The organism is Bacillus cereus group sp. MYBK14-1 (genome assembly GCF_051916885.1).
GTDB lineage: Bacteria > Bacillota > Bacilli > Bacillales > Bacillaceae_G > Bacillus_A > Bacillus_A cereus.
In genome coordinates, this window is the sequence record NZ_JBQAHM010000012.1 from 149,577 (window position 1) to 172,698 (window position 23,122).

The window sequence follows — 23,122 nt, forward strand, 5'->3', positions numbered from 1 at the left end:
AGGTGAGAAACGATGGTAGAAAAACGAATTCCAATTCAAGTTGCTGAGGCAGTAGAACGGGTAATGAAATATGCGAAGCATGGTGAAGTAGAAGAAATTTCTATTACGGAAAGTTACGGGAGAATTCTCGGGGAAGATGTTGTCTCAGATCATGACGTTCCTCATTTTGATCGTTCCCCTTACGATGGTTTCGCCATTCGAGCAGAAGATACGAAAGAAGCAACTCAAGAGAATCCAGTTGAATTTGAAGTAATAGGAGAAATCGGGGCGGGTTCCGTTTTTTTAGAGGAAGTAGGAGCTTTTGAAGCAATTCGCATTATGACAGGAGCAGCTATTCCAGAAGATTGCAATGCAGTCGTAATGCTAGAGCTGACAGAAGGGTTTGAGAAGAACGGGAAAACATATATGAAGTTAAAACGCCCTTTTAATAACGGTGACAATGTGTCGTTTAAAGGAGAAGATATAAAACAAAATCAAGTTCTCGTTAAGAAAGGTGTTGCAATTAATCCAGGTGTTGCGGCCTTACTAGCAACGTTTGGATATAGCACGGTGAAAGTTGTAAAACAGCCTGTTGTCGGTATTGTAACGACAGGAAGTGAATTATTAGAAGTACATGAGCCGTTAGAACCGGGGAAAATTAGAAATAGTAACTCGTATATGATCGCAGCTCAAATTATGAAAGCTGGCGGGAAAGTTCGTTATTATGGTCAACTCGCGGATGAGTTAGATGCATGTTTTACAGCTGTTCAATCAGCGATGGATGAGGTCGACATTTTAATTACAACAGGCGGTGTATCAGTAGGAGATTATGACTACTTACCAGCTATTTATGAAAGATTACAGGCAAATGTACTCTTTAATAAGATAGCCATGAGGCCCGGAAGTGTAACGACAGTAGCTGAAGTTGATGGAAAGTTACTCTTTGGTTTATCAGGAAATCCGTCTGCTTGTTATGTAGGCTTTGAATTATTTGTGCATCCAATTATAAAAACGTATTTGTATGCGAAGGAACCTCACGTATATAGAGCGGATGCTATTTTACAAAAAGATTTTCCGAAGCCAAATCCATTTACTCGTTTCGTAAGAGCGAACGTAACAATTGTGGATGGGGCGTTACAAGCGATGCCGGTTGGTTTAGATAAATCGAGTGCGGTATCTTCACTTGCAGATGCGAATGCTTTTATCGTGTTACCCGGAGGAACGAGAGGATTTGAGACCGGAATGAAAGTATCCGTATTATTGTTAGAGCACTCTGAGGGATGTGAGTGGCCATGGGCGAAGCCCCTTCAATCTTACAAATAGTAGGGTATCAAAATAGCGGAAAAACGACACTTGTAGAGAAAATTGTGCATGCATTAGCCGAAAGCGAAATGAAAGTTGCTACAATTAAACATCACGGGCACGGAGGTTTTCCAGAAGTAGCGCAAAAAGATAGCGAAAGACACCGTAAAGCTGGTGCTGTCGTAAGTAGTGTAGAAGGTGCTGGATTACTTTCACTTTCTTCACTAAGAAAGAAATGGTCCTTGCAAGAAATTATTCGCTTATATGAGTTTTTTAAAGTGGATACAATTTTAATAGAGGGCTATAAAAAAGAGAACTACCCGAAAGTAGTGTTACTTCGTTCTGCGGAAGATGCTGAGCTTTTACATAAAGTAGAAAATATAGTGGCGGTTATTACGTGGTATGATGTCCCAGTAAATATACGAGAAGAATATAAAGTATTTCATATAACAGAAGAAGAGTTGTACATAGACTGGTTTTTACAAACGGTTAGGAGTGCGAAATGACAAATACATATTATGAAGTAATTGATACAGAAATCTCGATTGAAGAGGTAACGAAGAAAGTAATTCGACGTGAATGCGGTGCTGTTACAACATTTATTGGAACGGTTAGAGAGTTTACGAAAGGGCGTCGTACATTATACTTAGAATATGTCGCTTATAAAACGATGGCAGAAAAGATGCTAGAGAAAATCGGATTAGAAGTGAAAGAGAAATGGCCAGGTACACACGTTGCGATTACACATCGCATCGGTACGTTGCAAATTTCTGATATAGCGGTTGTTGTTGCTGTTTCAACACCACACCGTAAAGCGGCTTATGAAGCGAACGAATATATTATGGAACGCATAAAACAAATTGTTCCGATTTGGAAAAAGGAGTTTTGGGAAGATGGTGACTCATGGATTGGTGATCAATTAGAAAAAACACCATATCCGGCGGGAGAGCCTGGGAAGGAGCTATAAGTATGATTCGAGTATTGTTATTTGCGCACTTGCAAGAAGAAGCAGGGACAAGTGAATTACAAATAGAGAAAGAAAATATTACGGTTGCACAGTTAAAAGATGTTGTTGCGAACGAATATAATGTACCAGTTTCAGAGCCAATTATGGTTGCGATTAATGAAGAATATGCAAATGAAGATGACAGGGTCCAATCTGGTGATGTTGTTGCACTAATCCCACCAGTGAGCGGTGGTTAATATTGGATTCATTAAAACGACTTTCCTATATAGGGAAAGTCGTTTTTTTATGGCAGTTTTGAGAACACTAATCTATAGAACAAGGAGGGAATTATGAAAAAAATATGTGTAGTTATGACAATGCTATGTGCGTCTTTTTTCTCTTCTCCAAGTGATTCTTTCGCGAAAGAATCAAGAGAACAGCTTTTAGAGAGTGCATTATCAAATAGGTACTATTCAGTTATTAGACAAGTGACAGAAGATCAATATGAATGTGCTTCAGTTATAAATATAAAGCGTCTCGGCAAGAAAGATGAATTTGTTCCTAGGTATGAAGTGAAGCTACAATTTCTTACATTTCAAGGAGCGCATAATCCCCCGAACGATAAAGTTACGCTTACTTTGGAAGACCATTTAGATCACGTAAAGATAAAGAAAGTGGAGCGAGAAAAGAATGTTTCTGACGCTATTGCAGAAAAAGTTTGTGAACGGGAAAAAGAAAAAATAAAAGCTCACTCTAATGACTTAGAGTGATAACCTATGCATTTAGTAAAGAAAGGTAATGAGTGATGGATATATTTTTAGCGATTTTACCAGCTATATTTTGGGGAAGTATTGTGCTATTTAACGTAAAACTGGGCGGGGGACCGTATAGTCAAACGCTCGGAACAACGTTTGGAGCACTTATTTTCTCAATTGTTGTTTATATTTTTATGAAGCCAGTATTAACACCTACCGTTATCGGAGTTGGAGTTGTGTCAGGTTTATTTTGGGCGCTTGGTCAGGCAAATCAATTGAAAAGTATTGATTTAATGGGTGTTTCGAGGACGATGCCAATTTCAACAGGACTTCAATTAGTCGCGACGACTTTATTTGGCGTTATCGTATTTCATGAATGGTCCACGACAATATCGGTCGTCCTTGGGATTTTAGCGCTCGTTTGTATTATTATCGGTGTTATTTTAACATCGCTTCAAAGTGAAGAAGAAAAGAATGCAGAGCAAGCAGCAAACTTTAAAAGAGGTATCGTAATTTTATTAATTTCAACAGTCGGCTATTTAGTTTACGTAGTAGTGATTAGACTATTTAACGTAGATGGTTGGTCAGCTTTGTTGCCACAAGCAGTTGGTATGGTGTTAGGTGGGATTTTGCTTACCTTTAAACATCATCCATTTAATAAATATGCAATCCGAAATATTATTCCAGGATTAATTTGGGCAGCTGGAAATATGTTTTTATTCATTTCGCAGCCGCGTGTTGGAGTCGCAACAAGTTTCTCGCTATCGCAAATGGGAATTATTATTTCCACGCTTGGTGGGATCCTTATATTAGGGGAAAAGAAAACGAAACGTCAATTAACGGGTATCGTTGTCGGTATCGTTTTTATTATCGCAGCCGGAATTATGTTAGGTATAGCCAAAAGTTAAAGGAGGTATGGAAATGTATAGTGATTTAGCAGGGAAAGTTGTCGTTATTACAGGATCAGCAACTGGTCTTGGAAGAGCGATGGGAGTGAGGTTTGCTAAGGAAAAAGCGAAAGTGGTTATTAATTATCGCTCACGAGAATCAGAAGCGAATGATGTGTTAGAAGAAATTAAAAAGGTAGGCGGCGAAGCGATTGCTGTAAAAGGTGATGTAACCGTCGAATCAGATGTTGTGAATCTCATTCAATCTGCTGTGAAAGAGTTTGGTACGCTTGACGTTATGATTAATAATGCAGGGATAGAAAACGCGGTACCGTCGCATGAAATGCCGCTTGAAGATTGGAATAGGGTAATTAATACAAATTTAACAGGTGCTTTTTTAGGAAGTCGTGAAGCGATTAAATATTTTGTAGAACATGATATTAAAGGTTCTGTCATTAATATGTCTAGTGTTCATGAGAAAATTCCGTGGCCACTATTTGTGCACTATGCAGCGAGTAAGGGTGGTATTAAACTGATGACAGAAACGTTAGCGCTAGAATATGCGCCAAAAGGTATTCGAGTAAATAATATTGGACCAGGTGCAATTAATACGCCGATTAATGCAGAAAAGTTTGCTGATCCTAAAAAACGTGCTGACGTAGAAAGTATGATACCGATGGGCTATATTGGAAACCCTGAAGAAATTGCAGCAGTAGCAACTTGGCTCGCTTCTTCAGAGGCGAGTTATGTAACGGGCATTACGCTATTTGCAGATGGTGGAATGACGTTATATCCATCGTTTCAAGCTGGGCGTGGGTAATAAAAAAGGACGAAGAGATAAAACTCTTCGTCCTTTTTTTACAAAAAAAAATAGCGGCCAGCTATTTTAAATTTAGTGATTAATTGTATCTTGAAGAAATTCTGTTGCTTGATGTTCAGAAACATTTTGTACGAGTGCAACTTCACTGATCATCATTTTTCGGGCGTTATCTAGCATTTGTTTTTCACTCGCATTTAAAGTTCTCTCTTTATTGCGGCGAAGTAAATCCCGAACAACTTCTGCGCTATCTTGTAAATTGCCGTTTTTCATTTTTTCCATATTCATTGTATATCTTTGTTTCCATGAGAGTGATGGGTCTGACTCCCCGTTTTGAAATTCAAGAAGTATATCATCTAACGTACCTCGATCAACGATATAACGAATACCTGATTTTTTTAATTGATCCATCGGAAGCATTACTTGCATATCTTTACTAATGATGCGTATCACACAATATTGACGTGAAGTACCTAATATTTCTTTCTCTTCAATTGCTTCGATGATTCCTGCACCGTGCATTGGATAAACGATTTTATCACCAATTTGAAACAAATCATCCACCTCCATATGTGGTAACCACTTTTAATGATAGCATACGTATGTAAAAATGTCAAATTTTATATAATAACATAATATTTATATTCGAGTCAATAAGATAAAGTGCTTTTTTATGTTTTTTTTTGGGGACCTTATTTATCGTGATTTTTTTAGAAAAATAGTACAGGTGAAGAAAGAAGGCATATCCACTTATTTTTAAGCATAAAATGTAAAAGCGCTAATACAATATACCTAAATCCGTTCTTTGCAAAGGAGGGAGAGAAGGTGGGGCGCACAATAAAAATTGATATTACAAATAAAGTTGTAGCTAAATTTAGACAAAATTATTTGGAATTATATACGAGTAAATTTATGATAGGTAAGTTTTATGTCTATACTGAAGATAAAGAATATGTGTTAGAAGACGGATATATATATGAGAATGGAAAGTTTTATCGCATCATAGATACGCACCGTGGCAATAATCAAGCGGCCGAGGGCTGCGATCTAGGACGGTGTTAACATGATTCGTGTGAAAGTATTTGATGAAAGTCACGAAAAAGACTTAGAAGACGCTGTGAATGTGTTTTTGAAAAAGATTGATGATAGCAACTTTGTAGATATTAAGTATCAAGTTGGTGTTTCTATTAACGACGATGAAAACCAAATTTATTGTTTTTCAGCAATGATCGTTTATAAAGCATAAAAAAGAGCTGGCTCACCCAGCTCTTTTTTATGTTTTATGTTGGGACAACATGTGTCGGTAATACGTTCATAATAGATTGGGTTGTGCCTAATTTCTTTGTCGTTAAAAGAGGCTCCCCTGTTTCATGGTTTTGGGCATCTTTACACATACCAAGGTGATAACGATCACCTAAAAATGGATCAATATAAAAACCGTTTTTGAATACTTTATCATTTGGATGTTTTTCATGGTGAATATCAGAGCAGTTAATACAATAGAACATAGCTTTCATCCCCTTTTTATTTTTGTTTGAAAAAAGTGAGTCGGTAGTCATTTCGCTCCTGAGGAAATGTTGAGGAGAAGAGAAATAACTACCTACTCAAATGGTGGGCATATTCCTTCTGACTTTGTCATATCTCGCGTATTGTCCCTTGAGGGAAGGAGGAGAGACGAAGTACGCATGATATAAGTAAGGCGCTTCTTTCAAGATGAATGATGGAGTTTCATGTTGAAAGAAGTTTTTATTTTGTATTGCCTTTGTGAGTATATTATGAGGAAATGCTAAGAGGGTGTTTGTCCTGTTGAAAAAATGTTGAGAATTTCTCAACAGTAAAAGAATTAGCGTTGACATGAAACTAAAAGGTGTTATATTATCGAAGTATAACCAAAAGGTGTTATGTTGTAACGCCGAGTAAAGGAGAATGAAAATGGAACAACAAAATACATTAAATGATATTAAACAAACAATCGTTTTTAACGCGTCTATTCAAAAGGTATGGAGTGTAGTATCAACTGCAGAAGGGATTGCGTCATGGTTTATGCCAAATGATTTTGTATTAGAGGTAGGACATGAATTTCATGTGCAATCACCATTTGGGCCATCACCATGTAAAGTATTAGAAATTGATGAACCAAACCATTTATCTTTCTCATGGGATACAGATGGCTGGGTTGTTTCATTTGATTTGAAAGACTTAGGAGATAACAAAACAGAATTTACGTTAATTCACGGCGGCTGGAAACATCCTGATGAAATTCTTCCGAAAGCAAATGCGAAGAGCTCTATTATTCGCGATAGAATGAGCGGTGGTTGGGTAGCGATTGTAAATGAAAAACTGAAAAAGGTTGTCGAAGGCTAAGTGTCCTCGTCAGCAGCGAAATATGATGTATTTCAAGCAATTGCTGATCCAACCCGCCGAGAAGTAATACGGTTATTAAGTGACAAAGAGTTACCGATTTCCAAAATAACGGATCATTTTCCGATGAGTCGTACTGCGGTTGTAAAGCACCTTCATATTCTTTCGGAAGCGAATTTAGTAAGTGGAAGAAAAAGCGGAAGAGAGAAGATATATCGTTTGCATCCAGAACCATTAGAAGAATTACAACAATGGCTCTCGTATTATGAACGTTTTTGGGATAATAAATTATCCATGCTGAAACATATTGTGGAGAATGAAGAATAAAAAGGATGACCAAAATGGTCATCCTTTTTATTGTTGCTCACTTGTTTGTGTAGCTGGCTTTAATAAGAGCCAAGCGATAATTAATGTAAATACTGCTAATACGAAAGTGCTCATATAAATGACGTGTACGCTTGATGCTAATGCAGATTGCGATTCGGTTACTACGTTTGCTGTAGTACCGCCATGTCCACCAGATACAAGATCAAGATTTTTAATACCACGTGCGTGAATCATCGTATTGAAGATTGTACCGAATATTGCAGCACCTAACGTTTGACTAAATGTATTAATAAATGTGTTTAAACCAACAGCTGTTCCGCGTGTATGAGCTGGTACGGCTGCTTGAATTGTTACCATGTAAATCGGTGTCACAAGCCCCATTCCTAAGCCGAATAATCCGACTGCTACATAAATAAGGAACGATGGTGAATTTGTTGATAGTGTAAATAATAAGAACGTAGCGACTGATAAAATGCTAGCTCCAAGTAAAATGATTTGTTTCGTTTTTAATTTGCCTACTAAGTTACCAGAGAAAATAGCGCCAAATGTCCACATAACAGGAATTGGCATTAAAATAAGTCCAGCTTCTGTAGCGTTTTTCCCTAATACACCTTGGCTCCAAATTGGAAGGTACATTGTAATACTAATAATCATTGCGCCAGCAATAAGAGTTAATATATTTATCGTAGATAATGTACGGTTAGAGAAAAGTGCTAGCGGAATTAATGGTTCCGGAGATTTCTTCTCGATGAATAAGAAAATAATAAATGAAATAGCGGCAAAGATTAATAGGCCGATAATTGTCATGTCTCCCCAGTTTTGCTTACTGCTACCTGTTAATAATGCATATAGTAGAGCGATTGTACTTAATGAGAAGACTGTTGCACCAAGATAATCGATATGATGCTTAGCAGGTTTAATAGATTCTTTGTAGTAAATTGCAATCATTAAGCAAGCGATAATTCCGAATGGAACGTTTAGGAAGAAAATATAACGCCAAGAAAGGGAATCAACTAAAAATCCACCTACTAACGGTCCGATAACACCGGATACACCCCAAACGGCACTCATCCAACCTTGTGCTTTCGCGCGGTCTTTCGCTTCGCTATATAAGTCTCCAATAATCGTCATTGTGATTGGCATAACAGCACCAGCACCGATACCTTGAAGCGCGCGGAAGAAGATTAATTGTTCCATCGATGTAACGACTCCGCAAAGTGCAGAACCGACTAAAAAGATTGTAGCTCCGATCAGTAAAACTTTTTTACGGCCAAATAAATCAGCGAGCTTTCCGTATATTGGAGTCGAAACAGCTGTTGCAAGCATATAAATTGCATATACCCAACTAACAAGTTCGACGCCTGACAAATCACTCGTTATACGAGGGATTGCTGTACTAACAATCGTTCCTTCTACCGCAGAAAGAAACGTCATTAACATTAAAGACATCATGACTTTTTTTCTCATTTGTTTTCCCCTTACCCTTTTTAAATATTCAACAATATAAAATATAAAGGTACTAAGGTATATAAAGCAACAAAAAAGCAATGGAAAGTTACATGGAGCAGATGTTTGTCGCTTCTTGTCGGTAAGTCGATATATTTGAGAAATCGCCGATAATGATTTCATGGCAATATTAAAAAAGAAACAGGAATCCCTGTTTCTTTTTTTAATATTGCATTTTCGCGTTTTCTCCAGCAGTCGTTCCAGCAATTCTACCAGTAACAAGGGCTGATGTAATATTATAGCCACCAGTATAACCATGAATATCAAGAACTTCTCCGCAGAAATATAAGCCGTTCGTAAATTTAGAAGACATTTCTTTCGGATTAATTTCTTTCACGGATACACCTCCGCCAGTAACGAATGCTTTTTCAATTGACTGCGTACCATTTACATTCACAGTAAACTCTTTAAAGTCTTTCACAAGTGCACGAATCTTTTCGTGAGAAACTTGTCCAGCTTGTTCGCTGCCGTCAATTTCATTTTTTTCTAATAAGAATAGGAAGTAACGTTCAGGAACATAACCTTTTAAAACGTTTTTAATTCCTTTTTTCGGATCTTCTTTCATTTGTTTCAGCATGCGCTGAAATAGTTGTTCACTATTTTCCTCTGGCAATGCATCAATACTCATTTGTATTGTATTCGTTTTAAACTTTTTCAGTGCTTTCACGACGAATTGGCTACAGCGAAGAGCAGCAGGTCCAGATAGGCCGAAATGAGTGAAGAGCATGTCCATTTTGTGAGAAATGATAGCTTTCCCTTTCGGATTTAATACACTTAAGTTTATATCACGTAAAGCAAGACCTTGTAATGAGCGGTCACGTATAAACGGCTCGTTTGAAAGGATAGGTACTTCTGTTGGGAATAATTCTGTGATTGTATGACCCGCTTTTTCAGCCCAAGCATATCCGTCTCCAGTAGATCCAGTTTGAGGAACTGATTTTCCGCCAACAGCGATAACGACGTGATTTGTTTCTAACACTTCGCCTGTTTGCAGTATAACTGCTTTTGTTTGACCATTTTCATATTCAATCGTTTCAACAGGCGTATTTGTACGAATTTTTACACCTAAGTCTTTTAATCGTGTTAAAAGTGCGTCTACAACAGATTGTGCTTTGTTTGACACAGGGAACATGCGACCGTGGTCTTCTTCTTTCAATTTAACACCGAGATTTTCGAAGAATGTAATAATATCTTCATTATTAAAAATAGAAAAAGCGCTGTATAAGAAGCGACCGTTTCCTGGTATATGTTTAACAATTTCATCAAGTGGTAGACGGTTCGTTACGTTACAGCGTCCGCCACCAGAAATTGCAAGTTTACGCCCAAGTTTATTTCCTTTATCAAGAAGTAAGACATTTGCGCCTTCTTCTGCAGCACCAATTGCAGCCATTAGCCCAGAAGGACCGCCGCCGATGACAATAACATCATAATGCATAATATATCGACCTCATTTTCTACATTTCCTGCCTAAAAGAATAGCATGTTTTCCCTTAAAAGAAAAATAGAGTGAAGTACTGCTTAATGAGAGAATTGTGGTACAATACAAAAGTTAGAGTTCAGCACTATCCTGCCATTTGTAGGCGATAAGACTAAAACCTCAAGATTTAGGAGAAGTAAATAGGGAGTCTGTTAGCCTGTAAATGCTCGAATGGTTCAACTAATAAGGAGTAGGAGAGAAGTCTCCAACTAATTATAGTTTCACTTTATGTAGATGTAGGAGGATTTTTGTATGTCCGATTCGAAATTTCTGCGCGGAACGCTTATTGTTACGCTAGGGACATTTTTAGTAAAGTTCTTAGGCATGATTTACGTCTTTCCGTTTCATGCATTAGTAGGAACAGAAGGCGGAACGCTCTATACATATGGATACATTCCATATACGATCTTTTTAAGTATCGCAACGGCAGGTGTGCCACTTGCTGTTTCAAAATTTGTTTCCAAATATAATGCGCTTGGCGATTATAAAACGAGCCGGAGAATGTTCCGCTCGGGAATGGTTATGATGATAGTAACAGGAGTTCTTTCGTTCCTAGTACTGTACATGACGGCGCCATTGTTTGCAGAAGCGATGCTTGGTAAACAAAGTATACACAATAATGTAGGAGAAGTTACGACGATCATTCGTCTTGTAAGCTTCGCGCTTATTGTTGTACCAGCAGCGAGTTTAATTCGTGGTTATTTCCAAGGTCACCAGTCTATGGGACCAACTACCGTTTCACAAATTATTGAACAAATTATTCGTATCGTCTTTTTATTAGCAGGTAGTTTTATCGTTATTAAAGTACTTGGCGGTACAGTTGCAACAGCAGTTGGAGTAGCGACATTTGCTGCGTTCGTTTCAGCGGTTGGAGCACTCGGTGTGTTAATTTGGTACTGGCTAAAACGTAAAAAATATTTGGATCAATATTTAATTGAACAAACTGTACCAGAATCAACAGTAAGCACCGTTCAATTGTTTAAAGAGTTATTTGCATATGCGATTCCTTACGTTGTAATTGGGTTAACAATTCCTTTATATCAACAAATTGATACATTGACATTTAACTCAATTATGCAGGCGATTGGTCAAGGTGATATCGCAGAGCGAGCTCTCGGTATTTTCACAATGTGGACGCATAAGTTAATTATGATTCCTGTATCACTTGCAACAGCGTTTAGTTTAACGCTTGTACCAGCAATCACAAAATCATTTACTGAAAAACAATACCGCTATTTGAAATTACAAATTACACAAACATTCCAGGCAAATATGTTTTTAACATTGCCAGCAGTTGTCGGTATTTCTTCACTTGCATATCCAATTTATACTGCGTTTTACGATTCAGATCCACTAGGTGGACAAGTATTAATGTGGTATGCACCAGTTGCGTTGTTATTCGCTTTATTTACAGTAACAGCAGCAATCCTGCAAGGTATTAACCAGCAGAAGCATGCGATTATTGCGCTTATAATGGGCGTTATTTTGAAATTTGTATGTAACGTAATCTTTATTCGTTATTTCGGTACAGTAGGAGCAATTCTAGCGACAGCAGTTGGTTTCTTAGCTTCTGTTTGGTACACAAATCAACAAATTAAAAAATACGCACACTATTCATTCGGTGTTGTATATAAAAGAACATTCCAAATTGCAGTACTGACACTTATAATGGTCGTTGCTGTAAAACTATCACAATGGATTCTATCCTTCATGATTTCGCCTGATGGCCGTATTGGTGCTCTTATAACAGTTGCGATTTGTGCAGGTATTGGCGGTCTTGTTTACGGATTGTTAGCAATTCGCACAGGAGTACTTGAAAGAGTATTTGGTGGAGAAGCATTAGATAAAATTCAACGTAAACTTGGTAGTAGATTTAAAATAAAGTTGAAATCAAGAGGGGCGTAATTACGTCCCCTTTTCTATGATAAATAAAGAAGGTGAAAAACGTGAGATTAGATAAATTATTAGCAAATATGGGATATGGAAGTAGAAAAGAAGTAAAGAAATTATTGAAAGATGGCGTTGTGAAAATTGATGGAACGCCAGTAAAAGATGCGAAAGTTCATGTAAATGTAGAAGAGCAAGAAGTTATGATTCACGGTGAAGTTGTGGAATACAAAGAATTTGTTTACTTAATGATGCATAAACCACAAGGTGTTATTTCAGCGACGGAAGATGATAATCATGAAACAGTAATAGATTTATTAGAATTAGAAGATGCAATCTTTGATCCGTTCCCAGTTGGACGACTTGATATCGATACGGAAGGCTTCTTATTGATAACAAATGATGGGAAGTTATCACATCAATTATTATCTCCGAAAAAGCATGTGCCGAAAAAATATTATGCACACGTTGCAGGAGTAGTAACAGAAGAGGATGTAAAAGAATTTGCTAAAGGTGTTATTTTAGACGATGGCTATGAAACAAAGCCAGGTGCACTTACAATATTGAAAAGCGATGATATTTCTGAAATTGAGCTTGTGATTACGGAAGGGAAATTCCATCAAGTGAAGCGTATGTTTGAAGCGGTAGGAAAAAAAGTAGTCTACCTAAAGAGAACAGAGATGGGTCCGTTAGTATTAGATGAAGAACTAGAACTTGGACAATACCGAGAGCTAACAGATGAAGAAGTAGAAATGTTAAAAACATATCAAGTAGATACTGAAAAGTAGTACCTTTATAGGCGCAGAAAAGACCCCTTTCTAATTATTAGAAAGGGGTATGTATTTATTTACCATACAATTATTTTTCGTTATGAGGTCATTCTCACTTTCTTTCCTGTTGTTGTCCACTTACCGCGGCAAGGGCTATACACGAGTTCATTAAACTGCAACACATTTAGATCACGTTGTATCGTTCGCGGTGTGATCCCGAACTCATCTACAAGGTCTTTCGTCGTTACCGTTCCGTTTTCATTGATGTACATATAAATTGATTTAATGCGTGTTAGCATACGAGTAGTTGTAGGTTTCAAGAGAAAACCACTCCTCTACTAGTTTTTTTGACCCCATTCAGGAAAGAAGGTCGTTACTACCATTGTACTCTACATGATAAAATTCATGCTTTAATCTACTTAAATTTTACAGAAATTTAACAAATATTCATATAGAAAAATATTGGTAGTTGACATTGTATATATGGTCAGTCAACTAACACATAAAATTCTACGTAAAACGCCAAATTCCTGCAAATTTTTTTGGAAAAACAAAAGAAAAACTAATAAGAAATATCTGAAATATTACAATTGTTCGGTATTTAGTTTTCGTGTATGGCATAAGAGATTTCTGTTTGTTATGATGAAAGAAACAATATAGTGAAGGATGGATGCGTGATGTCAGCGATTAATTGGACAGAAGAAGTTGCAAAACGAAAAGATGATTTAATTCGTGATACACAACAATTTTTACAAATTAAAAGTGTATGGGAAGAAGAATCTGCGAAAGAGGGCGCACCATTCGGTGAAGGTGTAGAAAAAGCTCTATCTTTCATGTTACATAAAGGAGAAGCTGAAGGTTTTGCTTCTAAAAATTTAGAAGGATATGCAGGTCATCTTGAAATGGGACAAGGAGAAGAATTAGTAGGTATTCTTTGTCACGTTGACGTTGTACCAGAAGGAGATGGCTGGACGACTCCCGCATATAGTGCGAATATTCGCGATGGAAAGATTTTTGCACGTGGTGCAATTGACGATAAAGGCCCAACGATGGCAGCATATTATGCAATGAAAATTGTGAAAGAATTAGGCTTACCTCTTTCAAAACGTGTTCGTATGATTATAGGAACAGATGAGGAAAGCAATTGGAAATGTGTAGATCACTACTTTAAAAATGAAGAAATGCCAACAATTGGTTTTGCACCGGATGCAGACTTTCCAATTATTAATGCAGAAAAAGGAATTTCTGATATACAAGTTGTGCAAAATGGTAGTGAAGAGAAAAAAGGTACATATGAACTTGTTTCATTTGATTCAGGGCGCCGTTTAAATATGGTTCCTGATTTTGCAGAAGCAGTTATCACAGGAGAAGATGTAAATGCACTTACAGTAGCATATGAAGAGTATTTACAAACTGCTAAAAAAATAGGGAAATCGACTATAGAAGGAAATACAGTGACGTTGCAAATAGAAGGAATTTCAGCGCACGGATCTACTCCTGAAAAAGGAGAAAATGCAGGTTTATTATTAGCAAACTTCTTAACTACAGTTTCACTTGATGGAAAAGCAACTGCATTTGCGACATTTGCAACAGAAACATTTACTGGTGATATTTTTGGTGAAAAAGCTACTATTGCTTACAAAGATGAAATTAGCGGTCCGTTAACAGTGAATGTCGGTCGCATTTCTTATACGAAAGAAAACGGTGGTAACTTAGGGCTAAACGTACGTTACCCAGTTACAACTAACTTTGAAGAAACAATTGTGAAGTTGAAAGAATATGTTGGTACGCATGGTTTTGAAGTGGCTGACTATTCTAATTCTCGCCCACATCACGTCGATAAAGATCACGTATTAATCCGTACGTTACAACGTGTGTATGAAGAACAAACAGGTGAAAAAGCAGAACTATTAGCAATCGGCGGCGGTACTTATGCTCGTTCATTAAAAGCTGGTGTGGCATTTGGCCCGCTATTCCCTGGAAAAGAAGAACTTGCGCATCAAAAAGATGAGTATATCGAAATTGAAGACTTATTGAAAGCAACAGCAATTTACGCGCAAGCAATTCATGAATTAGCGAAGTAATGGATATATAAATAATGTCCGCTCTCTATTTTGGAGAGCGGCTTCTTTTTACCTGAATGAGATAAGAAAGAAAAGCAACAATAGAAAAGAAGGAGAAGATGTACATGGAACTGCATTATTTTGTCGCAATTACGTTACCGAATCATATAAAAGAAATGCTGTCTAACTATAAAGAGGATATGCAAGAGGAATTACAATTTCGTTCATGGGTACATAAAGAAGACTATCATATTACCCTTTCATTTTTAGGGAGTGCAACGGGGGAACAATTAGAGGGAATAAAGAATGGATTAAAAACAATTGCAGAAACAAAAGAACTATCGTTCACATTACAAGGTTTTTCAACGTTTGGTAGGGAAGATCAGCCTCGTATTTTTTGGGCGAAGGTAAGTGAGAATCACGATTTGTTTCAGTTGCAAAAGCAAATACATGCCATTTGTGAAGAAAATGGATTTTCTCTAGAAACACGCCCATATCACCCGCATATTACCGTTGCTCGTAAATGGATAGGAGAAGAAAAGTTTCGTTTAGAAAGTATAAAAGAAGTGCCTGAAATATCATTTCAAGCAGATACAATTACTTTATACGAATCCCACGTGAAAGAAACCCCGAAGTATAAATCGATTGCTGAAATAAAATTACAAAAATAGAATGTTGAAAACGTTTTTTATGCAGGTGAATATACTATAGAGAAGAATGGAGTTACTGTATAGAGTCTTGTTGATAAGAAAAGCCTTATCATTTGCAGCTCATTTTATCTCGCCTAATTGGTGAAGGCTAATAATAAGTGAGGATGGAGAAATTTTCTCGCTCATTAAAGTTTCACTTTATTTTAACTTTGAGAATGATGGTGATTTTTTTATGTTGAAAGTAAAACGTCCATTTGATGCCTATTTAGATGAAATGAATAAAATTACAATTTTGCTCCCACATGCGTATGGAACAAGTCGGACATTTCGTTTGCAAGAAGGAAGTAATGTGAAAGATTTACCGATTGCTCATACTATTGCGCTTCCAGATGCAACGAAGTATGAGTGCTTTATAGAAGAGCCGCTAGATGTGGGGAAGTATTATACAGTACGAGATGAACGGAATGAAGAAACTGATTTACAAATAGGTGCTGTTATTCGAACAAAAAGTTTCGATGAAAAGTATTATTACGAAGGTACAGATTTAGGTGCTGTTTATCAAAAAGAAGAAACGACATTTAAAGTATGGGCCCCAACTGCAAGGCTTGCGAAAGTAAGAATTTATAAGAGCGATAAAGAATATACCGATCATGAAATGTACAGGGGAGAAAACGGAGTTTGGATTCAAACATTACAAGGTGATTTAGACGGAGCACGCTATACATTTCTTGTTTGTATTAATTTAATATGGAACGAAGCTGTGGATCCTTATGCAAAGTCGGTGACGGTAAATGGAAAACATGGTGTTGTTATCAATTTAGAAAAAACGAATGTAACAAGACGAGAGGGATTACCAACATTACAATCAATGACAGATGCCATATTGTATGAACTGCATATTCGTGATGCGACTATACATCCAAATAGTGGAGTAATTCAAAAGGGAACATATAAAGGATTGATGGAAGAGGGAACAACAGGACGGAATGGGACATTAACAGGGTTGTCTCATATAAAAGATTTAGGTGTTACACATGTTGAACTATTACCTTTATATTGTTTCGGTGGTGTAGATGAGGCGAATCCTTCGTCCGCCTATAATTGGGGATATAATCCATTATATTACAATGCACCAACAGGATATTATGCTACAAACCCCTCTGATCCGTATAACAGGATAGTTGAGTGCAAACAACTAATTGAAACATTTCATGAACAAGGTATTAGGGTGATTATAGATGTTGTCTATAATCATGTTTATGAAAGAGAGCTATCATCATTTGAAAAGCTTGTTCCAGGATACTATTTTCGTCATGGTGAAGATGGTATGCCTTCTAATGGGACGGGAGTCGGAAATGATATAGCGTCTGAACGGAAAATGATGAGGAAATTCATTGTAGAGTCTATTTTATATTGGCTTACTGAATACAATGTCGATGGATTCCGATTCGACTTAATGGGAATTTTAGATGTTGATACGATGAATATGATAGAAAAAGAAGTGCGAAACATAAAACGAGATGCTTTGTTATTAGGAGAAGGATGGGATTTGCAAACACCGCTTCCTCGTGAGGAAAAAGCAACGTTAAATAATGCGAAGAAAATGCCACATATCGCGCAGTTTAATGATCAATTTCGTGATGGGATAAAAGGGAGTACATTTCATATAAATAAGCGTGGTTTTGCATTTGGTGGGCATGTAGACTGTAATCATTTGCAGTATATTGCAGCAGGAAGTCTTTTAAGTATGAAAGAAACAGGGCTGTTTCTAGAGCCAGCGCAAAGCATTAACTATGTAGAATGTCATGATAATATGACGATGTGGGATAAACTAGTGCGCAGTAATGAAGAATCAGAAACGATTTTGAAAAAACGTCACCTGTTAGCGAGCGCAATGGTTATTCTTTCACAAGGCATCCCTTTCTTACACGCAGGGCAAGAGTTTTATCGTACGAAGAAAGGAAATGAAAATAGTTATAATGCAAATGATGAGATCAATCAATTAGATTGGGATCAAAAAGAGAAAGAGATAGAGACCGTTAACTATATAAAAGGTTTAATTGCGATTCGTAAAGAGCATGGGGCATTCCGATTACAAAGCGCAGATCTTATAAAAAAACATATGACTTTTTTACAAACATCTACAGAAGTACTTGCATATCACCTAGAGCATGCAGAAACGTTTGGGCCATGGAAAGAGATTATCGTCTTATTTAATAGCGGTTTAGAAGCTAAAACTGTGCAACTTCCGAATGAAGCAACGTGGCATGTGTTAGTAAACGAAAACGAAGCGAAAATAGAGCCAATTTCTTCATTTAGAGGAAAGGAACTTAAGCTCGCTCCAATTAGCACGTATATATTGACGATAATGTGACAAATCGCTACTTGACGATGAGAATGTAATAAATGTAGAATTGACAAAGGTGACGATTTTGATAAGTTGTCATTCTATGACAGGTTTTGTAAAATAAAATAGAGGATTTTTGGCTTAGGCTAATTTTTCTTTTCATTTACAGTAAAATATATGAATCCACAACATGTGTAGAAATGTTGCGGTTTTTCTTTTCATAACTATAAAAGATAAGGATTTGTTAACGGGTAATGAATATGGAATGGTTGGAACAATTATTAGGAAAAGAGTGGAGTCTTGTACCGGCTGGTGGAGTAACGGGCGATGCATATATTGCGCAAAACGGACAACAGAAGTTATTTTTAAAGCGGAATACATCGCCCTTTTTAGCGGTATTGTCAGCAGAAGGAATTGTTCCAAAATTACTTTGGACAAGAAGGGTAACGAATGGTGATGTAATTTCTGCTCAAAAATGGCTTCCGGGACAGAAGCTAGAGCCAGAGGATATGAAACTAGAACGTGTTGCGAAACTTTTGAAGAAAATACACTCCTCTAAAGCGCTTGTACAGATGATTCAAAGACTTGGGAAGCAGCCGCTTCACGCACAAGAGTTATTACAACAACTGCAACTCGTTTTAAGAGGAGATATAAGGGATGATGAAACAATTCAGCAAGGCCTTCAATATTTAATGGATTCATTAAAAGCTATTGAATACAATGAATTCGTTGTATGCCATTGTGATGTAAATCATAACAACTGGCTATTGTCGGATGAAGATGAATTGTTTTTAATTGATTGGGATGGAGCTGTAATTGCTGACCCAGCTCTAGACCTCGGTATGTTATTATATTGGTACATTCCGCGCCAGGAATGGAGTGAGTGGCTCGGTTACTATGATATTGAAATGGATGAATCGCTGCTTAGGCGTATGAGATGGTATGTGATAGCACAAACGATTTTGTCTATTCAATGGCATACAACAAAAAAACAGCAAGCAGAAGCTGAATATTGGCATCAATATTTACAGCAACTACTTGCTTCAGAATGATACTTAAGAAAAATTGTCCATTCCAGCAATCCACTGAGTAAGTTGTTCTTGATTATTGGAAATATGGTTGTCCAAATTAGAGGAAGATTTACCCGATTGACTATAAGAATATACATCGTTTAGCATTGTTTTAGCGTCACTACTTATATTATCGTTTGCGAGTAACGATTGAATGAGGCGCTCTAATTGCTCGCATTCTGAAACTGTCCCGCAGCAATCACTTTGGTGGTTGACTAAAATATCTTTCAGCACTTCTAATTGATGTTGTTGATTAATTGGCATGAACGGATCATCCTTTCGATTGTTTTTCTCTTCAAATGTAAGAGAAAAAGCTGTTTCGTCATGGAATGTTTAATGCTGTATGTAGTTTTTATCAAAATGGTACATCTTATACTTGAAAGAAACGGACCGAGTGCTCGTACGTACTTGGTTTTTTGTTTGGTAGATTGATTAAAAAAGAAAGAAGGAATTATTCCTTTAAAATAGCTATGTAAAGAGAGGGAAACATCTATGCGTTTAAGACATAAACCGTATGCAATGGATCGAATTAATGAATATTCACATATCGTAATCGGAAACCCAGAGGAGCGCGCTGGTAGCTGGAAAGAAGTATTTGGAAACGAACAACCAATTCACATTGAAGTAGGTACAGGTCGTGGCCGCTTCATGTATGATATGGCGAAAGCGAATCCACATATTAATTATATTGGAATTGAAAAATTCACAAGTGTTGTTGTAGATGCACTTGATAAATTAATTGAAGAAGAATTACCAAACTTAAAGTTAATTAATAAAGATGCTGAAGATTTAACAGTTTTCTTTGCGAAAGGTGAAATTGATCGCGTTTATTTAAACTTCTCAGATCCATGGCCAAAGAAACGTCATACGAAGCGTCGTTTAACGTATAAAACATTTTTACGTAATTACGAAGAAGTGTTAGTAGAAGGCGGAGAAATTCATTTCAAAACAGATAACCAAGGTTTATTTGAATATTCTCTTATGAGTATGGCTGAGTATGGTATGTTACTAACGTACTTAAGCTTAGATCTTCATAACAGCGACTTTGAAGGTAACATCATGACTGAATACGAAGAGAAATTCTCTAGTAAAGGTCATCGTATTTACCGAGTTGAAGCAAAATATCGTACAGAGCCTATGCAGTAATGCGTAGGTTTTTTTACACCTAAAATAATCAGAATTTTATGTTAAGATTAATTAAAAAGGGGGATGTGTAATGGAACAGTTACAAATTGGAGATATAAAAGTAACGTGGTTAAAAGGCGGGAATACACATTTAGATGGAGGAGCAATGTTTGGAGTCGTGCCGAAAGTACTTTGGTCACGTAAATATAAACATAATGATACAAATCATATTTATTTACGAACAGATCCGTTACTTTTGCAAACAAAAGATGGAAATATGCTCATTGATTCCGGGATAGGAAACGGTAAGTTGAATGAGAAGATGAAACGCAATCAAGGTGTAACAGAAGAATCATCGGTTTATGAATCATTAGAAAAATTAGGATTAAAGCCTGAAGATATCGACTACGTCTTGATGACACATCTTCATTTTGATCATGCATCTGGTCTAACAAAATGGGAAGATGATCACCTTGTACCGGCATTTCCAAATGCGAAAGTTTACGTAAGTGAAACAGAATGGAATGAAATGAGGAATCCAAACATTAGATCACGTAATACATATTGGAAGGAAAATTGGGAGCCAATTGTAGATCAAGTTGTTACGTTCCAGCAAGAAATAGAAATTACAGATGAAATCAAGATGGCACATACGGGTGGGCATAGTGATGGACATGCAGTTATTGCTTTAGAAAGCCAAGGAGAAACGATGCTTCATTTAGCTGACCTATTGCCGACGCACGCGCATCAAAATGTATTATGGGTAATGTCATACGATGATTATCCGATGACCTCGATTGAAAATAAGCAAAAGTGGATGAAGTATGGTGCTGAAAAAGAGGCATGGTTTACGTTTTACCATGACGCATATTATCGAGCTGTGAAGTGGAATGAGGAAGGTCATATCGTAGAAAAAATAGAACGGAAAACGAGTATAGAAGCATAAAAATAGGAGGTTGTTCCATCATATTTATTGGAGCAGCTTCTTTTTTATTGTCGGGTTTTGTCGGTAAGTCGATATATTTAAAAAATCGCTGATATAATTTTAATCAATACCCGCAATTTCAAAAAAATAAGAGGTTCACCTAATGGGAACCCTCCGTTTTATGCTGCTATAACCTCTAAAACAGTACCTGTTTTAGCATCAACTAAAAATTCAAATCGTTCTTGTATATCATCTAACATTGTTGTAAGACCGCCGCGATAAACTTCATATGCGACATCATATTTTTCAAATGTCTCTGGAACCATATGTACCCAAGAGCCAGTAATTTCACCTTTATGACTTAATGCTTGTTTCACCATTTTCAATGCTTTTTCTGAAGAAATATGGGATTGTTCTTGTACTTTGTTTGCAACGAGATAACCAGCTGCGAACCCAACGCCAAGACCTGCTACTAAACCTTTCCAGCTCATATATTCACCTCAATTCTATAAAATAAAAATAGTGTACCAATAATAATTATAAAGCAAATACAGCTAAAAAAGAAGAAACTAGAAACATTTCGAAAATTTCGTTACAATAAAAGAGGTATTCTACTAAGGTTTGAAAGAAGGGGACTTCGTGAATAAAGAGACATTGCAATTATTTCGTACGTTAACAGAATTACAAGGTGCATCAGGTTTCGAACATGATGTACGCCGTTTTATGAAACAAGAATTAAGCAAATATGCGGATGAAATTGTACAAGACGGTTTAGGTAGCGTATTTGGTCTGAAAAAAGGGGACGAAACTGGCCCGCGTGTTCTTGTAGCAGGTCATATGGATGAAGTAGGTTTCATGGTTACGCAAATTACGAAAAACGGAATGCTTCGTTTTCAAACGTTAGGCGGCTGGTGGAGCCAAGTTTTATTAGCACAGCGTGTACAAGTTATGACGAAGAATGGTCCTGTTATTGGGGTTGTTGGTTCTATTCCTCCTCATTTATTAAGTGACGCGCAACGTGCAAAACCGATGGATATAAAAAATATGTTAATTGATATAGGTGCAGATAGTTATGAAGATGCGATTGAAATTGGTGTAAAACCAGGACAACAAATCGTGCCGATTTGCCCATTCACACCGATGGCAAATGAGAAGAAAATTATGGCGAAAGCTTGGGACAACCGTTATGGATGTGGTCTTGCAATCGAATTGTTAAAAGAATTAAAAGACGAAACATTACCAAATACATTATATTCTGGTGCTACTGTACAAGAAGAAGTAGGTCTTCGCGGAGCGCAAACCGCTGCAAATATGATTCAACCAGACATTTTCTATGCGCTTGATGCAAGTCCAGCAAACGATGCATCTGGTGACAAAACGCAGTTCGGTCAATTAGGAAAAGGTGCCCTTCTTCGTATTTACGATCGCACGATGGTAACACATAGAGGAATGCGCGAATTCATTTTAGATACAGCAGAAACAAACAACATTCCGTACCAATACTTTATTTCACAAGGTGGTACAGATGCTGGTCGTGTACATACAAGTAACTCTGGTATCCCATCAGCAGTAATTGGTGTTTGTGCACGCTACATTCATACACATGCTTCAATTTTACATGTTGATGATTATGCAGCGGCGAAAGAATTAATTACGAAGCTTGTAAGAACAACAGATAAAACGACGTTAGAGACAATTAAGAATAACGCGTAGAGAGGAAGAAGGGCTGAAGAGCCTTTCTTTTTTTAGCTTGAATAGATGACCCATCCATGAGTGGGAGCGGTCAGTGCCTAATTGGTGCTCGAATGGTGTATTAAGACCCTAGATAGGAAAAGAGAGGAAGGCTGTTTTTGTTTTTGAAGAAGGTAATGTTGTTAGAAAAAACCTTCTTTTTTAGATTGAATAGATGACCCAGCGATGAGTGGGAG

The 23,122-nt window shown here is 37.0% G+C and carries 27 protein-coding genes; 20 read left to right on the forward strand and 7 right to left on the reverse strand.

Annotated features, from left to right (window positions below; translation table 11 throughout):
• The first annotated feature begins 12 nt into the window (after positions 1-12).
• The 7 genes from moeA (at position 13) to ACTFR3_RS24600 (ending at position 4,689) form a co-directional block, all read left to right on the forward strand.
• Complete coding sequence (moeA, locus tag ACTFR3_RS24570; protein ID WP_000229690.1) at positions 13-1,302, forward strand: molybdopterin molybdotransferase MoeA; 1,290 nt, start codon at positions 13-15, stop codon at positions 1,300-1,302.
• The gene (gene mobB / locus ACTFR3_RS24575; protein WP_000503325.1) at positions 1,272-1,787 is read left to right on the forward strand and encodes a molybdopterin-guanine dinucleotide biosynthesis protein B; all 516 of its coding nucleotides are present in this window, start codon (positions 1,272-1,274) and stop codon (positions 1,785-1,787) included. The genes moeA and mobB overlap by 31 nt, the downstream gene beginning before the upstream one ends.
• A complete protein-coding gene (gene moaE / locus ACTFR3_RS24580; protein ID WP_000185942.1) occupies positions 1,784-2,248 on the forward strand; it encodes a molybdopterin synthase catalytic subunit MoaE in 465 nt (154 codons plus the stop codon). Before mobB ends, moaE begins: the two co-directional genes overlap by 4 nt.
• Positions 2,249-2,250: 2 nt before the next feature.
• Positions 2,251-2,484, forward strand: coding sequence for a molybdopterin converting factor subunit 1 (gene moaD / locus ACTFR3_RS24585; RefSeq protein WP_000621778.1), 234 nt, complete (start codon positions 2,251-2,253; stop codon positions 2,482-2,484).
• Positions 2,485-2,577: 93 nt separating this feature from the next.
• Positions 2,578-2,997: a DUF3888 domain-containing protein gene (locus ACTFR3_RS24590; protein WP_000717684.1), complete on the forward strand. Its 420-nt coding sequence runs from the start codon at positions 2,578-2,580 to the stop codon at positions 2,995-2,997.
• 35 nt (positions 2,998-3,032) lie between these two features.
• Positions 3,033-3,890: a glucose uptake protein GlcU gene (gene glcU / locus ACTFR3_RS24595; RefSeq protein WP_000350861.1), complete on the forward strand. Its 858-nt coding sequence runs from the start codon at positions 3,033-3,035 to the stop codon at positions 3,888-3,890.
• A gap of 13 nt (positions 3,891-3,903) precedes the next feature.
• Positions 3,904-4,689, forward strand: a complete 786-nt coding sequence (locus ACTFR3_RS24600; RefSeq protein ID WP_000286674.1) for a glucose 1-dehydrogenase — start codon at positions 3,904-3,906, stop codon at positions 4,687-4,689.
• A 72-nt stretch (positions 4,690-4,761) separates the two neighbouring features.
• On the opposite strand, the gene ACTFR3_RS24605 is transcribed toward ACTFR3_RS24600, so the two are convergent.
• A complete protein-coding gene (locus tag ACTFR3_RS24605) occupies positions 4,762-5,256 on the reverse strand; it encodes a CarD family transcriptional regulator (RefSeq protein WP_000451443.1) in 495 nt (164 codons plus the stop codon).
• A gap of 255 nt (positions 5,257-5,511) precedes the next feature.
• Between ACTFR3_RS24605 and ACTFR3_RS24610 the strand changes: the two genes are divergently transcribed.
• Positions 5,512-5,748 (forward strand): DUF2553 family protein, encoded by a 237-nt coding sequence (locus ACTFR3_RS24610; protein ID WP_000533806.1) that lies wholly within the window; start codon positions 5,512-5,514, stop codon positions 5,746-5,748.
• 1 nt (position 5,749) lies between these two features.
• Positions 5,750-5,932 carry a sporulation protein Cse60 gene (locus ACTFR3_RS24615; protein WP_000621751.1) on the forward strand — a complete coding sequence of 61 codons (183 nt, stop codon included), beginning with the start codon at positions 5,750-5,752 and terminating at the stop codon, positions 5,930-5,932.
• Positions 5,933-5,966: 34 nt separating this feature from the next.
• On the opposite strand, the gene ACTFR3_RS24620 is transcribed toward ACTFR3_RS24615, so the two are convergent.
• Entirely contained in the window at positions 5,967-6,194 is a 228-nt protein-coding gene (locus ACTFR3_RS24620; RefSeq protein WP_000498989.1) for a DUF3973 domain-containing protein, read from the reverse strand.
• Positions 6,195-6,618: 424 nt separating this feature from the next.
• Here ACTFR3_RS24620 and ACTFR3_RS24625 point away from each other — a divergent pair, with 424 nt between their 5' ends.
• Together ACTFR3_RS24625 and ACTFR3_RS24630 are read left to right on the forward strand one after the other, a co-directional pair.
• Positions 6,619-7,050, forward strand: coding sequence for an SRPBCC family protein (locus tag ACTFR3_RS24625; protein WP_000437765.1), 432 nt, complete (start codon positions 6,619-6,621; stop codon positions 7,048-7,050).
• Complete coding sequence (locus ACTFR3_RS24630; protein ID WP_000098837.1) at positions 7,051-7,374, forward strand: ArsR/SmtB family transcription factor; 324 nt, start codon at positions 7,051-7,053, stop codon at positions 7,372-7,374.
• Between the two features lie 27 nt (positions 7,375-7,401).
• On the opposite strand, the gene ACTFR3_RS24635 is transcribed toward ACTFR3_RS24630, so the two are convergent.
• Together ACTFR3_RS24635 and ACTFR3_RS24640 are read right to left on the reverse strand one after the other, a co-directional pair.
• Positions 7,402-8,841 (reverse strand): MDR family MFS transporter, encoded by a 1,440-nt coding sequence (locus ACTFR3_RS24635; protein ID WP_001228021.1) that lies wholly within the window; start codon positions 8,839-8,841, stop codon positions 7,402-7,404.
• 202 nt (positions 8,842-9,043) lie between these two features.
• Complete coding sequence (locus ACTFR3_RS24640) at positions 9,044-10,315, reverse strand: NAD(P)/FAD-dependent oxidoreductase (protein ID WP_000558859.1); 1,272 nt, start codon at positions 10,313-10,315, stop codon at positions 9,044-9,046.
• 294 nt (positions 10,316-10,609) lie between these two features.
• On the opposite strand from ACTFR3_RS24640, the gene ACTFR3_RS24645 reads away from it, so the two are divergent.
• The gene (locus ACTFR3_RS24645) at positions 10,610-12,262 is read left to right on the forward strand and encodes a putative polysaccharide biosynthesis protein (RefSeq protein WP_001284028.1); all 1,653 of its coding nucleotides are present in this window, start codon (positions 10,610-10,612) and stop codon (positions 12,260-12,262) included.
• 41 nt (positions 12,263-12,303) lie between these two features.
• The gene (locus tag ACTFR3_RS24650) at positions 12,304-13,032 is read left to right on the forward strand and encodes a pseudouridine synthase (RefSeq protein WP_001234947.1); all 729 of its coding nucleotides are present in this window, start codon (positions 12,304-12,306) and stop codon (positions 13,030-13,032) included.
• Positions 13,033-13,112: 80 nt separating this feature from the next.
• On the opposite strand, the gene ACTFR3_RS24655 is transcribed toward ACTFR3_RS24650, so the two are convergent.
• Positions 13,113-13,334 carry a DeoR family transcriptional regulator gene (locus ACTFR3_RS24655; RefSeq protein ID WP_000805512.1) on the reverse strand — a complete coding sequence of 74 codons (222 nt, stop codon included), beginning with the start codon at positions 13,332-13,334 and terminating at the stop codon, positions 13,113-13,115.
• 357 nt (positions 13,335-13,691) lie between these two features.
• Between ACTFR3_RS24655 and pepV the strand changes: the two genes are divergently transcribed.
• The 4 genes from pepV (at position 13,692) to ACTFR3_RS24675 (ending at position 19,126) form a co-directional block, all read left to right on the forward strand.
• On the forward strand, positions 13,692-15,098 hold the full coding sequence (pepV, locus tag ACTFR3_RS24660) for a dipeptidase PepV (protein WP_017656274.1): 1,407 nt from the start codon (positions 13,692-13,694) through the stop codon (positions 15,096-15,098).
• Positions 15,099-15,202: 104 nt separating this feature from the next.
• Positions 15,203-15,748, forward strand: a complete 546-nt coding sequence (thpR, locus tag ACTFR3_RS24665; protein WP_000418986.1) for an RNA 2',3'-cyclic phosphodiesterase — start codon at positions 15,203-15,205, stop codon at positions 15,746-15,748.
• A 211-nt stretch (positions 15,749-15,959) separates the two neighbouring features.
• On the forward strand, positions 15,960-18,101 hold the full coding sequence (gene pulA, locus ACTFR3_RS24670; protein ID WP_074553501.1) for a type I pullulanase: 2,142 nt from the start codon (positions 15,960-15,962) through the stop codon (positions 18,099-18,101).
• A 227-nt stretch (positions 18,102-18,328) separates the two neighbouring features.
• Positions 18,329-19,126 carry a phosphotransferase family protein gene (locus ACTFR3_RS24675; RefSeq protein WP_001986674.1) on the forward strand — a complete coding sequence of 266 codons (798 nt, stop codon included), beginning with the start codon at positions 18,329-18,331 and terminating at the stop codon, positions 19,124-19,126.
• A 3-nt stretch (positions 19,127-19,129) separates the two neighbouring features.
• Here ACTFR3_RS24675 and ACTFR3_RS24680 read toward each other — a convergent pair whose 3' ends face one another.
• Complete coding sequence (locus ACTFR3_RS24680; protein ID WP_001122235.1) at positions 19,130-19,408, reverse strand: YtzH-like family protein; 279 nt, start codon at positions 19,406-19,408, stop codon at positions 19,130-19,132.
• Positions 19,409-19,636: 228 nt separating this feature from the next.
• Between ACTFR3_RS24680 and trmB the strand changes: the two genes are divergently transcribed.
• Positions 19,637-20,290: a tRNA (guanosine(46)-N7)-methyltransferase TrmB gene (trmB, locus tag ACTFR3_RS24685; protein WP_001239385.1), complete on the forward strand. Its 654-nt coding sequence runs from the start codon at positions 19,637-19,639 to the stop codon at positions 20,288-20,290.
• Positions 20,291-20,360: 70 nt separating this feature from the next.
• Positions 20,361-21,215, forward strand: coding sequence for a YtnP family quorum-quenching lactonase (locus ACTFR3_RS24690; protein WP_000436848.1), 855 nt, complete (start codon positions 20,361-20,363; stop codon positions 21,213-21,215).
• A 158-nt stretch (positions 21,216-21,373) separates the two neighbouring features.
• On the opposite strand, the gene ACTFR3_RS24695 is transcribed toward ACTFR3_RS24690, so the two are convergent.
• The gene (locus ACTFR3_RS24695) at positions 21,374-21,685 is read right to left on the reverse strand and encodes a PepSY domain-containing protein (protein WP_000118541.1); all 312 of its coding nucleotides are present in this window, start codon (positions 21,683-21,685) and stop codon (positions 21,374-21,376) included.
• 148 nt (positions 21,686-21,833) lie between these two features.
• Between ACTFR3_RS24695 and ACTFR3_RS24700 the strand changes: the two genes are divergently transcribed.
• Positions 21,834-22,907, forward strand: coding sequence for a M42 family metallopeptidase (locus ACTFR3_RS24700; protein ID WP_001031517.1), 1,074 nt, complete (start codon positions 21,834-21,836; stop codon positions 22,905-22,907).
• Positions 22,908-23,122 lie beyond the last annotated feature (215 nt).